The 13527-nt window shown below is 64.4% G+C and carries 13 protein-coding genes; 9 read left to right on the forward strand and 4 right to left on the reverse strand.

Annotated features, from left to right (window positions below):
* Window positions 1–11 precede the first annotated feature (11 nt).
* The 4 genes from C41B8_RS00700 to C41B8_RS00715 form a co-directional block, all read right to left on the reverse strand.
* Window positions 12–2171, reverse strand: coding sequence for a RelA/SpoT family protein (locus tag C41B8_RS00700; RefSeq protein WP_084188350.1), 2160 nt, complete (start codon window positions 2169–2171; stop codon window positions 12–14).
* Window positions 2172–2268: 97 nt separating this feature from the next.
* Entirely contained in the window at window positions 2269–2580 is a 312-nt protein-coding gene (gene rpoZ / locus C41B8_RS00705; protein WP_051882599.1) for a DNA-directed RNA polymerase subunit omega, read from the reverse strand.
* A 73-nt stretch (window positions 2581–2653) separates the two neighbouring features.
* Entirely contained in the window at window positions 2654–3247 is a 594-nt protein-coding gene (gene gmk, locus C41B8_RS00710) for a guanylate kinase (RefSeq protein WP_037332777.1), read from the reverse strand.
* Window positions 3244–4107 (reverse strand): YicC/YloC family endoribonuclease, encoded by an 864-nt coding sequence (locus C41B8_RS00715; RefSeq protein WP_037332778.1) that lies wholly within the window; start codon window positions 4105–4107, stop codon window positions 3244–3246. Before C41B8_RS00715 ends, gmk begins: the two co-directional genes overlap by 4 nt.
* Window positions 4108–4267: 160 nt before the next feature.
* Here C41B8_RS00715 and rph point away from each other — a divergent pair, with 160 nt between their 5' ends.
* The 9 genes from rph (at window position 4268) to C41B8_RS00760 (ending at window position 13269) form a co-directional block, all read left to right on the forward strand.
* Window positions 4268–4993, forward strand: a complete 726-nt coding sequence (gene rph, locus C41B8_RS00720; protein WP_232225956.1) for a ribonuclease PH — start codon at window positions 4268–4270, stop codon at window positions 4991–4993.
* Window positions 4994–4996: 3 nt separating this feature from the next.
* Window positions 4997–5596, forward strand: coding sequence for an RdgB/HAM1 family non-canonical purine NTP pyrophosphatase (gene rdgB, locus C41B8_RS00725; RefSeq protein WP_037332780.1), 600 nt, complete (start codon window positions 4997–4999; stop codon window positions 5594–5596).
* Window positions 5583–6764: a radical SAM family heme chaperone HemW gene (hemW, locus tag C41B8_RS00730; protein ID WP_232225957.1), complete on the forward strand. Its 1182-nt coding sequence runs from the start codon at window positions 5583–5585 to the stop codon at window positions 6762–6764. Before rdgB ends, hemW begins: the two co-directional genes overlap by 14 nt.
* A complete protein-coding gene (locus C41B8_RS00735) occupies window positions 6764–6952 on the forward strand; it encodes a CPXCG motif-containing cysteine-rich protein (RefSeq protein WP_037332782.1) in 189 nt (62 codons plus the stop codon). The genes hemW and C41B8_RS00735 overlap by 1 nt, the downstream gene beginning before the upstream one ends.
* 127 nt (window positions 6953–7079) lie before the next feature.
* Window positions 7080–8351: a malic enzyme-like NAD(P)-binding protein gene (locus tag C41B8_RS00740; protein WP_037332785.1), complete on the forward strand. Its 1272-nt coding sequence runs from the start codon at window positions 7080–7082 to the stop codon at window positions 8349–8351.
* Window positions 8352–8383: 32 nt separating this feature from the next.
* Window positions 8384–9676, forward strand: a complete 1293-nt coding sequence (locus tag C41B8_RS00745) for a citrate synthase (RefSeq protein WP_037332787.1) — start codon at window positions 8384–8386, stop codon at window positions 9674–9676.
* Window positions 9677–9743: 67 nt separating this feature from the next.
* Window positions 9744–10997: a paraquat-inducible protein A gene (locus tag C41B8_RS00750; RefSeq protein ID WP_051882603.1), complete on the forward strand. Its 1254-nt coding sequence runs from the start codon at window positions 9744–9746 to the stop codon at window positions 10995–10997.
* Entirely contained in the window at window positions 10994–12646 is a 1653-nt protein-coding gene (pqiB, locus tag C41B8_RS00755) for an intermembrane transport protein PqiB (protein WP_037332790.1), read from the forward strand. Before C41B8_RS00750 ends, pqiB begins: the two co-directional genes overlap by 4 nt.
* A complete protein-coding gene (locus tag C41B8_RS00760) occupies window positions 12643–13269 on the forward strand; it encodes a PqiC family protein (RefSeq protein ID WP_037332792.1) in 627 nt (208 codons plus the stop codon). The genes pqiB and C41B8_RS00760 overlap by 4 nt, the downstream gene beginning before the upstream one ends.
* The last annotated feature ends 258 nt before the right edge of the window (window positions 13270–13527 follow it).

Below are 13527 nucleotides of genomic sequence, written 5' to 3' on the forward strand. Positions count from 1 at the left end.
AGGACAGCCGATCAGCTGCGCTCCACCTTCTCGACCTGCGGGATCCGGCGAATGCGGCGGATGACGCTGGCCAGATGCTGACGATCGCGCACGCTGATCAAAAACCGGATGGTCACCAGCGCGCCGCCGCGCTCGGGGAAATTCACGTTCTCAATGCTGCAGCCGCCGTCGGCGATGCGTGACGAGATGTTCGCCAGCAGCCCGCGCTCGTTGGCGGCGGTCACGCGCAAGTCGACGTCGTATTCGCCGGAGACATTGTCGGCCCAGGTCAGCTCCACCCGATCGTTGGACGCGCCCTTGCGCGACGAATACGCACACCCGGTGCGATGCACGACCAGCCCGCGCCCAATGCTCGCCTGACCGTGGATGGCATCGCCCGGCACCGGGTGGCAGCACTTGGCGAATTCCACCACCAGGCCCTCGGTGCCCTGCACCGCCAGCGGCTTGGCTCGACGGCCGGCCGCTACCGGGGCGTCGCTGGCCAGGAAATGACGGGCGACCAGGGGTGCAAGCCGGCGTCCGAGCCCGATCGCGGCATATAGCGCCGGCAGGCTAGCCTCACCCATTTCGGCCAGTCCGCGGTCGATATCGGTGCGCGACAGGCGCCGCAGCGACAGGCCGAGATCCGAGAGCGCCTTCTCGAGCAGGCGTTCGCCGAGTTCACGCGCCTTGTCCTCGCGCTGGTTCTTCAGATAATTGCGTACGCCGGAGCGCGCCTTTCCGGTGCGCAGAAAATGCAGCCAGGCGGCGTTGGGCCGCGCATGCTTGGCGGTGATGATCTCCACCGTCTGGCCGGACTGCAGCTGATTGTTGAGCGGCGCCAGATGCCCGTCCACCCGGGCCGCGACACAGCGGTTGCCGAGCTCGGTATGTACGGCATAGGCGAAGTCGACACAGGTCGAGCCCTTGGCCAACTGGATGATCTGGCCCTTGGGCGTGAACACATAGACCTCGTCGGGAAACAGGTCCATACGCAGGTTGTCGACGAAAGCCAGCGAGTCGCGCTCGCCTTCCGTCATTTCGGCGAGATGGCCCAGCCAGGCATTGGCATCCAGATTACCGAGCTTGCCCACCGATTCACCGAGCTTGTACTGCCAGTGCGCGGCGATGCCCGATTCGGCGATCTGGTCCATCTCGCGGGTCCGAATCTGGACCTCGAACTTGATACCGCCCCGTGCGAGCACCGTAGTGTGCAACGACTGGTAGCCGTTGAGCTTGGGGTTGGCGATGTAGTCGTTGAACTGCTCGGAGATCGGCCGGTAGCGATGGTGCACGATGCCAAGCACCCGATAGCATTCGTCGACCGTGTTCACGATCACGCGCACGCCGTACAGATCGAACACATCGAGAAAACGCCGATGCTTTTCGCGCATCTTGCGATAGATGCTGTACAGATTCTTGCGCCGGCCGCGCACGGTCGCGGTCAGGCCTTCGGCCGCCACCGCTCGCGACAGGTTCTCCTCGATCTCGCGCAGCAGCGTCCGCCGATCGCCGGTAATCGAGCGCGAGGCGCGTAGCAGCACCTCGTAGCGGCGCGGATAGAGATTGGCAAAGCCTTTCTCCTCGAGTTCCTCGCGCATGGTGTTGATGCCGAGCCGACGGGCGATCGGGGCATAGATATCCAGCGTCTCGCGCGCGATCTGGGCCCGTTTTTTCGGGCTCATGCCGCCGAGCGTACGCATGTTGTGCAGGCGATCGGCGAGTTTGACCAGAATGACGCGAATATCGTGCGTCATCGCCAACATCAGCTTGCGGAAACTCTCCGCCGTGGCTTGTTCGCGGCTGCGAAACTGGGCCTTGTCGAGCTTGGAGACCCCATCCACGAGCGCGGCGACTTCGCTGCCGAACCGCTGGGCCACCTCGTCGCGCGCGGCATCGGTATCCTCGATCACGTCGTGCAGGATGGCGGCCATCAGCGTGGTCGCATCCAGCTGCATGTTGGCGAGAATCCGGGCAACCGCCAGCGGATGATAGATATAGGGCTCGCCGGTCTTGCGGAACTGGCCGCGATGCTGGCGGGCGCCGTACTCGTAGGCCGATCGCACCTGGGCGATCTGGTCCGCCGGCATATAGGTTTCCAGATGCTCGGCGAGCGCATCGATCCCGTACTCGCGAGAAATACGCGAGGTCCGGATCTTGCTCTGGATACGGGTCAGGCCATTCAGTTCCATGGCCTTAGATTACTTTGATTGCCCGGAGCTGGCGAGAGTCCGGACGTCGCCGCTAACGATCCGGGCGCGCGGCGAGCGCGCCCGAATGCGGCCGCAGTTATTCGCCGCTGTCGGCGCGCTTGGCGCCGCGCTTTTCGTCGGCCTGAAAGTCGTCTTCGCTCGGCTCGGCCGGGCGCGGGGCTTCCATGCTCGAGGACATGGGCGGCAGGTCCGGCTCTTCCAGAATATCCCGGCTCACCAGGCCTTCGGCGATTTCACGCAGAGCCAGCACAGAGGGCTTATCGTCTTCCCAGTCGAGCTGGGAATGTGCGCCGCGCGCGAGCTGACGAGCCCGCTTGGACGCGATGGTCGCCAACTCGAACTTGTTGTCGACATGTTCGAGACAATCTTCAACGGTTACGCGCGCCATGGGTACCTCTCAAATCGAGCGCAATCAAACATTATAACGCCTCGGCTCCGCCACAGCCAGATGCCGGATCGGACTAGACCGTGCGTTCGAAGATATCGGTCAACTCGTCGAGCGCGTGCTCGAAGCGATCATTGACGATCTGGTAATCGTAATCGTCGGCATGCGCGAGCTCGTCGTCGGCCTCGGCCAGACGCCGCTGGATCGCCACCTCGTCTTCCGACCCGCGGGCGCGCAGGCGCCGCTCCAGCTCTTCGCGCGACGGCGGCCGGATAAAGATGGTGATCGCTTGCGGCGCGCGTTCGCGCACCTGGGCCGCGCCCTGCCAGTCGATATCCAGCACCACATCCTGCCCGGCATCCAGCCAGCGCGCGGTCTCGGCCGCCGAGGTGCCGTAATAGCGATCGAACACGCGGGCGTATTCAAGGAATTCGCCGCGCTCGGCCATGGCCTCGAACTCGTCTCGTGAAACGAAGTGATAATCCACGCCATCGACCTCGCCGGCGCGCGCATTCCGCGTTGTATAGGACACGGAGAATCGCGCCACACGGCCATTGGCGCCGAGACGCTCGATCACCGCGCGGGTAAGACTCGTTTTGCCGCCACCCGAGGGCGCGGAGATCACATACAGCCGGCCGGCTCGATTTTCGGACTGGGTTTCCACGGTCATTCGATGTTCTGAACCTGTTCGCGCATCTGCTCGATGAGCACCTTCATTTCCACCGCATGCCCGGTCACCTCGGCATCCGAGGATTTCGAGCCGAGCGTGTTGGCTTCGCGGTTGAATTCCTGCATCAGAAAGTCGAGGCGTCGTCCAACCGGCTCGGACCGGCTGAGCGCCTGCTTCAATGCCTCGATATGGGCATCGAGCCGGTCCAGTTCCTCGGCCACATCCATGCGCTGGGCGGCCATGACCAGTTCAGTCTCGACCCGGGCCGGATCGGCCTCGACGTCCATCTCGGCCAAGCGAGCACGCAGTTTTTCGGCCTGTTCGGCCCGCACCTCGGGCACGCGCTGACGCACGGCCGCGGCGTGCTCGCGAATGGCCTCGGCGCGCGTCGTGAGCATCTCGGCCAGACGCGCGCCTTCCGATGCGCGCATATCACACAGATCGGCCAGCGCCGCATCGAGCGATTCCAGCGCCGCCGCCTGCAGGGTTTCGGTATCGGGCTCGATGTCTTTTTGCACGCCGGGAAAAGTCAGCAGACGGAGTGCATCCGGGGCGCGACAATCGATCACGTTCGTACGCACGGTATCGACCGCCGCCGACAGGGCCGCCAGCCGCTGGGTGTCGACCTCGATCGAGCGATCCGAGCGCGTGGTGGCCAGCCGGCCGGTCACCTCGACCTTGCCGCGGCCGACGTACTTCGCGACTTTTTCCCGAATCGTGGGCTCGAGCGCGCGCAATGTCTCGGGCAGGCGCGGCGACACATCGAGATAGCGATGGTTGACGCTGCGGAGCTCCCAGACGAGTTCGCCCCACTCGCCCTGGGCCTCGCGACGCGCGAATCCGGTCATGCTTCGGGTCATAACGATGCCTTGAATCGATGTCTGTCATGGTCGCGGAATGGCGCGCAGTATCGCATAGCCGGCCGGGATGCTGGGCGCGGCGAGTGGTTCGACGAGCCGCGAACGCCACGCCCGCGCTGATACACTAGCCGGCTATTCAACAGCATTTCGCGAGGCGAACTTGATCAACCGACCCAGCGGCCGCGCCGCCGACCAGCTCCGTGACGTGACCATCCAGCGCCATTTCACCAAGCACGCAGCCGGATCGGTCCTGGTGTCGTTCGGCGATACTCGCGTGATCTGCACGGCGAGCGTCGAGGATCGCGTGCCGCCGTGGCTGCGCGGCTCCGATTCCGGCTGGCTGACGGCGGAATACGGCATGCTCCCCGGCGCGACCGGCACCCGCAGCGGTCGCGAGGCCGCGCGCGGCAAGCAAGGCGGCCGCACGGTCGAAATCCAACGCCTGATCGGCCGCTCGCTGCGTGCCGTAATGGATCTGAAAGCGCTCGGCCAACGCTCGATCACCATCGACTGCGACGTCATTCAGGCCGACGGCGGCACCCGGACCGCCGCGATCACCGGCGGATACGTGGCGCTGGTGGATGCCATGAATCGCCTGGTCGCCGACGGCAAGCTCAAATCCAGCCCGCTGCACGGCCAGCTGGCCGCCGTATCGGTTGGCATCTACGACGGTGCGCCGGTGCTGGATCTGGACTATGCCGAAGACAGCCAGGCCGAGACCGACATGAATGTCGTCATGAACGAGGCCCGCGGCTTCATCGAGATCCAGGGCACCGCCGAAGGCCATGCCTTTGCGCGCGGCGAACTCGACGCCCTGCTCGGCCATGCCGAAAAGGGCGTCGCCGAGCTGATCGACATCCAGCGCAGCGCGCTGGCCGGAGACTGACCCATGGCCGAGCGCTGGGTACTTGCGTCGTCCAACGCCGGCAAGCTGGCCGAACTCGCGGCCCTGCTGGCCGACCTCGATATCGAGGTGGTCTCGCAATCCGAGTTCGATGTACCGGATGCGATCGAGGACGGCGTAGCCTTCGTCGACAACGCGCTGATCAAGGCCCGGCACGCCGCGGCCGCGACCGGCCTGCCGGCGATTGCGGACGATTCCGGGTTGGCCGTGGATTATCTCGGCGGCGCGCCGGGCGTGCATTCGGCGCGCTACGCCGGCACCCACGGCGACGACGCGGCCAACAACGCGAAACTGCTGGCCGCACTCGCCGACGTCTCCGTGCCGGCGCGCGGCGCGGCCTTTCATTGTTGCCTGGCCGCCACCCGCGCCGTCGACGACCCGGTACCGGTGATCGCCCACGGCGTGTGGCGTGGGCGTATTCTCGAGGCGCCACGCGGCGACGGTGGCTTCGGCTACGACCCCTTGTTCTGGGTGGCCGCCGAGAACGCGAGCGCGGCCGAACTGACCGCGCATCGCAAGAACGCGATCAGCCATCGCGGCCGGGCCATGGCCAAACTCATCGAACAGTTGCGTGAGCGTCGCTGACGCCACCATCGACGAGCCGCGCGCGCACGGCGATGTCGCGTCGACGCCGCTGGCGGTCTATGTGCATCTGCCGTGGTGCGTGGCCAAATGCCCGTACTGCGACTTCAACTCGCACCGGGCGCCGGCCGAGTTGCCGGAAACAGCCTATATCGACGCATTGCTGGCGGACTGGCAGATCGCCGCCGCCGACGAGACCCGCTCGATATCGAGTGTATTCATAGGCGGCGGCACGCCCAGCCTGTTCTCCGGCGCCGCCATCGGGCGCGTGCTCGACGCGCTCGACCGTCGACTGGGGCTGGACACCGACTGCGAAATCACGCTCGAGGCCAATCCCGGCACCACCGAGCGCAGCCGTTTCGCTGATATGGCCGCGGCCGGCGTCAATCGGGTTTCGCTCGGCATCCAGAGCCTGGACGCCGATTGCCTGACCGCCCTAGGGCGCATCCACGGCCCGGACGAAGCGCTGGCCGCCATCGACGATGTTCGCGCGGCGGGCATCGCACGGCTGAACTGCGATCTCATGTTCGGCCTACCGGGCCAGACGCTGGCCTCGGGGCTGGCCGATGTCGAGACGCTGTTGGCGCGCGATCCCGGGCATATTTCCTACTACCAACTCACGCTCGAACCGGGCACGCCGTTCCATCGACGCCCGCCGCCGCGCCCGGACGACGACGCGATCGTCGATCTGTTCGAAGCGGCCGCCGAGCGCCTGCGCGCCGCCGGCTACACGCAGTATGAGGTCTCGGCGTGGGCCGGCGATCATCGCTGTCGTCACAACGACAACTACTGGCGCTTCGGCGATTACCTCGGCATCGGCGCCGGCGCGCACGGCAAGCAGACCCGCGCCGACGGCACGATCGTACGCACTGCCCGTCAGCGCTGGCCCGCCGGCTACATGAAATCCGCCGGCACGCCGGCAGCAGTGACCGAAACCCGACAGCTCACGGCCGACGACGCGCGTTTCGAAGCCCTGCTCAACGGCCTGCGACGCCGTGGCGGCATTTTGCGACAAGACTACGAACCCCGTACCGGGCTCCCCTGGCCGGATCTACTCGCTACACTGGCGGCCCCGATAGATCGTGGGCTATTGGTTGCCGACATCGAATCACTGCACGCCAGCGACCAGGGCTGGTATTTTCTCGATACCATCCTGGCGGAGACCCTGTGATGATCGAAGAGCCGAGCGTGGCCTGCCCGTATTGCGGCGAGACGATTACCGTCGTGGTAGACACCACCGCCGGCAATCAGCGTTACGTGGAAGATTGCTTCGTCTGCTGTCAGCCGATCGTGCTGACGATCGTCACCGACGACGCGGGCGAACTCGAGCACGTCGACGCCGAGCCGGAAAATGTATAGTTTCGGGTGCGACGCATGAGCGTCCCGGCTGGTCGCATCGACAACGGCCGTCTATACTCGACCGTCATTTGCTGTGCGCACGCGCGGTCCGGCGCGTTCACAAGCACAGAACAACCGATTGGGCTGTATGGCCGAATATTCGCGTAAACAGGAAGCTCTCGACTATCACGCCCGCCCGAAACCGGGGAAGCTGGGCATATCGGTCACCAAGCCGTTCACCACGTACGGTGAATTGTCGCTGGCCTACACGCCGGGTGTGGCCGAGCCGGTCAAGGCGATCCGGGATAATCCGGAAGACGCCTACCGCTATACGTCCAAGGGCAACCTGGTCGCCGTGATTTCCAACGGCACCGCGGTACTCGGCCTCGGCAATACCGGCGCTCTGGCGAGCAAACCGGTGATGGAAGGCAAGGCGGTTCTGTTCAAGAAATTCGCCGATGTCGACGTCTTCGACATCGAAGTCGACGCCGACACGCCGGAAGCCATGATCGAGACCGTGGCCCGGATTGCACCGACCTTCGGCGGCATCAATCTGGAAGACATCGCCGCGCCGCACTGCTTCGAGATCGAGAACGCGCTGATCGAGCGCCTGGATATTCCGGTCTTCCACGACGACCAGCACGGCACGGCCATCATCGTAGGCGCCGGCCTGATCAACGCGCTGGAGCTGCAGGGCAAGAACCTTGCCGACGCGAAGATCGTGTGCATGGGCGCCGGCGCCGCCGCCATCGCCTCGATGGATCTGCTCATCGAGATGGGTGCGACGCGCGACAATATCTTCATGTGCGACAGCAAGGGCGTTATCCACGATCAGCGCGACGACCTGTCGAAGTACAAGGCCAAGTTCGCCACCAAGACGGACAAGCGCACGCTGGACGACGTGATGGCGATCGCCGATGTCTTTATCGGCCTGTCGGGCCCGGACACGGTGTCCAAGGAACAGATCGCGGCCATGCCGGCCAAACCGGTGGTATTCGCGCTGTCCAACCCGAATCCGGAGATCACGCCCGAGGACGCCAAATCGGTGCGCGACGACCTGATCATGGCCACCGGCCGCTCGGATTATCCGAATCAGATCAACAACGTGCTGGGCTTCCCTTATATTTTCCGCGGCGCGCTGGACGTGCGTGCGCGGCGCATCAATCGGCAGATGTGCGTCGCCGCCGCCCGCGCCATGGGCGAACTCGCCCGCCGGCCGGTGCCCAACACCGTGCTGGAAGCCCACAGCAAGGACAAAATGTCGTTCGGACCGGACTATATCGTCCCGAGTCCGTTCGACCCGCGCCTGATCGATTTCGTGCCGCCGGCGGTCGCCGCCGCCGCGATCGAAACCGGTGTGGCGCGCATCGAATACCCTTCGCATTACCCGCAGCCTGCGATCGACGTTTCCGATCAGTAGGAGGTCCTGCGGCAACTTTCGGGAGACTCCATATGGCCAACACGTACAAACTGACTAACGGCGACGAGAGCCAGACGACCGAGTTGCCCCTGGTCGAAGGAACTCTGGGATTGCCGGCCGTCGATGTACGCGGTCTCAATCAGGAACAGGGCGTATTCACCTACGACCCGGGCTTCACGGCCACCTGTTCCTGTGATTCGGACATTACCTTCATCGACGGCGAGAACGGCCGCCTGATGTATCGCGGCTATTCGGTCGAGGATCTGGCCGACAAATCCAGCTATCTGGAAGTCTGCTACTTGCTGCTCAACGGCGAACTGCCGAACAAGCAGCAGATGGACGCCTTCCGCGATTCGATCACGCATCACACGATGCTCAACGAGTCGCTGGTCAAGTTCTACGACGGCTTCCACTACGACGCCCACCCGATGGCGATACTCACCGGCATCACCGGTTCGCTGTCGGCGTTCTACCACGACACCACCGACATCACCGATCCCGAGCATCGCGAGGTCTTCGCGCATCGCATGATCGCGAAAATGCCGACGATCGCGGCCGCCGCCTATAAGCACTCGATCGGCCAGCCCAAGATCGGGCCGAAGAACCATCTCGACTACACCTCGAACCTGCTGCGCATGATGTTCGCGGTACCGGCCGAGGAATACGAAGTCGATCCGGTGGCGGCCAAGGCGCTGGACATCCTGTTCATCCTGCATGCCGATCACGAGCAGAACGCCTCGACCTCCACCGTGCGCATGGCCGGCTCCACCGGCGCCAACCCCTATGCCGCGATCTCGACCGGCATTGCCGCGCTCTGGGGTCCGGCGCACGGCGGCGCCAACGAGGCCGTACTGAACATGCTGGCCGAGATCGGCGATGCGTCGCAGGTGTCGAAATATATCGACAAGGCCAAGGACAAGGACGATCCGTTCAAGCTGATGGGCTTCGGCCATCGCGTCTACAAGAACTTCGACCCGCGCGCCAAGGTCATTCGCAGCTACTGCCATGAAGTGCTCGAGCACTACAACATGCAGAACAACAAGCTGTTCGAGCTGGCCCTGGAACTCGAGCGCGTCGCGCTGGAAGACGACTACTTCGTCGAGCGCAAGCTGTACCCGAACGTCGACTTCTACTCCGGCATCATCTATCAGGCGCTGGGTATTCCGATCAACATGTTCACGCCGATGTTCGCCATCGCCCGCACGGTCGGCTGGGCCGCGCATTGGTCGGAGATGATGGCCGATCCGAAGCGTCGTATCGCGCGTCCGCGCCAGGTCTACACCGGCTACGACCTGCGTGACTACGTCGACATCGACAAACGCTGATCCCGCGCCGGCGGTCAACGACGCGACCGGCCGCCCAGCCCCCGATCCGAGCCCGCGGCACCCAGCGGTGTCGCGGCTCGCGCTTTGTCGCGAATGCGACTGGGTCTCCCGTCTACCGCCGCGCCGTCCGGGCCAGCAGGCCCACTGCCCGCGCTGCGGGCATCACCTGACCGGCGTCGCCCAGCGTGACGCCCAGGCCCCGATGGCATGGGCCATCGCGGCCCTGATCGCGCTGGGGCTGGTATTCGTCTTTCCGTTTCTCGGGTTTTCGACTCATGGCGTCGGCCATGTCATGAATTTCGGCGACACCGTCAGCGCGCTCATTGGCGACGACTACGGTGCGCTGGCCGCCGTGCTGCTGGCGACCACCGTGGGCTTTCCAGGCGTGTATCTCGCCGCACTGATCTATTTGTGCATCGCCGCCGGGCGCAATCGCCGACCGCTACCCGGCGTGGTGCCGCTGGCCCGGCTGTTGCGCCCGCTCGAGCCGTGGATGATGTCCGATGTATTCATCGTCGGCGTGCTGGTCAGCCTGATCAAGATCGTCTCGCTCGCCGACATCCACATCCGTGCCTCCTTCGTAGCGTTCTGCGTGTATTCGTTGTTGCTGCTGCGCACGCTGACGCTCATCGACTGGACAGCACTCTGGGATGCGGTCGCGCCGGTGCCGGCGCCCGGGCGCGATATCCGCTCCGGCGCTACCGGGCGTAGCCAGTCGCTGGTCGCCTGCGCGGCCTGCGATACGCCGTTCGTGGCCAACCGCCATCATCGCTGCCCGCGCTGCGGCAAGCGGCACCATGTCTTTCGCGTCGATCGTATCCAGCTCACCTGGGCCCTGCTCGTGACGTCGGCTCTGCTTTATATTCCGGCCAATATCTACCCGGTACTCTCGACCATCACGCTCGGCAACGCGCAGCCGCAGACCATCGCCGGCGGCGTGTTGCATCTGGCCGAGGCCGGGGACTGGCCGATCGCCGCCGTGATCTTCGTGGCCAGTATCGTGGTGCCGATCTCCAAGATCGTGGCGCTCGGCTGGCTATGCATTGCCGCGCAAGGCCGTCCGGGCGCATCGCTGTCGCGAACACGCGCGTATCGTCTGACCGAGAAAATCGGCCGCTGGTCGATGATCGACGTATTCGTGGTGGCGGTACTCGCCACGCTGGTCCAGGCCGGCGCGCTCATGTCGATCGAGCCCGGGCGCGGGGCGGTCGCGTTTGCCGGCGTGGTGATCCTGACCATGATCGCCGCACTGACCTTCGATACTCGGTTACTCTGGCCCGATTCCGCTTACCCCGACCCCGATACCGAATCCAGCGCATGAGCGATACCCCGCCCGACGATACCGCCGAGCTGTCCGAACCGCGCCGCTGGCGCATCTCGCCGGTCTGGCTGATTCCATTGGCCGCCGCGCTGATCGGCGGCTGGCTGGTCTACGACAATTTCACCTCGCGCGGCCCAGTGATCCAGCTCGACATGGATACCGCCGAAGGCATCGATGCGGGCAATACCCAGCTTAAGGTACGCAGTGTGCCGGTAGGCCACGTCACCGACGTCTCGCTGGCCGACAACTACAAGGGCGCCGTCGTCACGGTGCAGATGAATCCGGATACCGGCAAGCTGCTGGGCGATGACGCACAATTCTGGGTCGTTAAACCGCGGGTTGGCCCGCAGGGTATTTCGGGCCTCAACACCATCATTTCCGGCGCCTATCTACAGATGCGCCCGGCCGACAAGCGCAGCGACAAGCGGCACTTCAAGGTTCAGGACAATCCACCGCCGACCCCGAGCAACAAACCCGGGCTGACGGTCAAACTCGTCAATTCCGGCGACAACACACTCTCGGTGGGCGACCCGATCGTCTATCAGGGCCAGAACGTCGGGCAGATCGAGGACAGTCAGTTCTCGGTGGCCAAGCGGCAGACGGTTTATACGGTGTTCATCGGCAAACCGTATTCACAGCTGATCACCAACGTCACCCAGTTCTGGCTGCGCTCGGGAGTCGACCTGCATCTGGGCTCGGATGGCGTGGATGTACAACTCGGGTCGCTGCAGAGCGTGCTGGCCGGCGGTATTACCTTCGGCCAGCCGGAAGACGTGGATACCGGGAAACCGGCCAAGGACGGCGCGCGTTTCAAGCTCTATGAAACGCACAATGCGGCGACCCAGGATCGCTATACCCGCAAGCTCAAATATGTCGTGCTGCTCGATGATTCGGTGCGCGGGTTGTCCGCGGGCGCTGCGGTGGAATACCGCGGACTGCGCGTGGGCACGGTGGAAAAAGTGCCGTTCTACCCGAAGGACTTCAAACCATCGAGCTTTTCCGGCTTCAAGATCCCGGTGCTGATCTCGATCGAGCCACAGCGCCCGAGCCTGTCCTGGGCCCATATGTCCAACGACGAGTGGCACCAGCGCAATGAACAGTTCTTCAAACATGGCCTGCGCGCCACCATCAAATCCTCGAATCTGCTCACCGGCGCGATGTTCATTGACCTGACCTTCGACCACCACGCCAAGACTTATCACGCACAGAAAGTCGGCCCCTACCGCGTGTTCCCGAGCGAACCAAGCCAGATTACGAGCATTCAGCAGCAGCTATCGAACCTGATGGACAAGCTCAACAATCTCGATATCGGCCCGATCGTCGACCAGCTCAAACACGCGGCGAGCACGACCAACGATACGCTGGAACAGCTGCAACAGGCCACGCATCAGATCAACAAGTTGCTCGCCCAGCCGGGCACGCAGCGCCTGCCTGGCGAACTCAGCGATACCCTGCAGCAGCTGCAAAATACGCTGGATAATTTTCAGCAGGGGGCGCCAGCGTATCAGCAGCTCAATCAGACCATCGAGCGCTTGAATCAGGTGCTCGACAATGCCGCGCCGTTGACACGTACGCTGCGCGATCATCCGAATTCACTGATCTTCGGCCGCCCCCAGGGCAAGGATCCGGTACCGAGGGCCCACCCATGACCACCCTTCGTCACTCGTTCATTCGCCGGGCCTGGGCCGCCGGGCTGCTGCTAAGTCTCGCACTCGTCGCCGGCTGCGCAACCACAGCGAACTCGCCGTCGCTTTTCGTACTGGACTCCAGCCCCGGCACCGCCGACGCCGCGCCGCAACCGGGAGCGCCCACACTGATGGTCGCGCCCGTGAGCACGGCGTCGTATCTTGACCAGGGCGGTCTCGTCTACCAGACCGGCCCGCACAAGGTAGTGATCGCCAACGACAATCGCTGGGCGTCGTCACTCTCGGGCCAGCTGACCGACGATCTGTATGCGACGCTCGATCAGCGCTTGGGCGGCATCAACGTGGTCCGTGCGAACAGCCATCAGCACGACGTGTATCAACTTCAAACCCACGTCGATCAGTTCCTCGGGCATTATGACGGCAACGCCCATATCGCGGGGCGCTGGACGCTGATCGGTCCGAATGGCGATACGCTGGCCGCTCGGGCGTTTACTCGCCGCGTCCCGCTCAAGACCGACGGGTACCCCGCCCTGGTCAGCAGTCTGTCCAGCGGCTGGCACGCGATCGGGCGTGATATGGCGCCGGCCCTGGCGCAGACCATCAAATCCCGGGGATCGGGATCCTGAGCAACGGCGTTCGCGCCGCGCGATCAAAAAAAGCTCGTCGCATATTAGCGGGGCCGATGCAAAACCGGATCATGGCCTCAGCTGGATGGTTAGGTGGGCCGCGATGCCACGGTTTATGGAAGACGCCGAGCTCTGATGCGCCGTGGCTGTATTCCCGTCCCGTTGTGCGGCGACGGCGAGGCGTGGTGCTGGCGGGTGTCCGGCGCACGGCGCCGGTGCGCCCAGCCTGTCTGAGCATCGCCAAAGCGATGCGCCATT

This window comes from Salinisphaera hydrothermalis C41B8 (assembly GCF_000732535.1).
In the GTDB taxonomy this organism is placed as follows: Bacteria; Pseudomonadota; Gammaproteobacteria; order Nevskiales; family Salinisphaeraceae; genus Salinisphaera; species Salinisphaera hydrothermalis.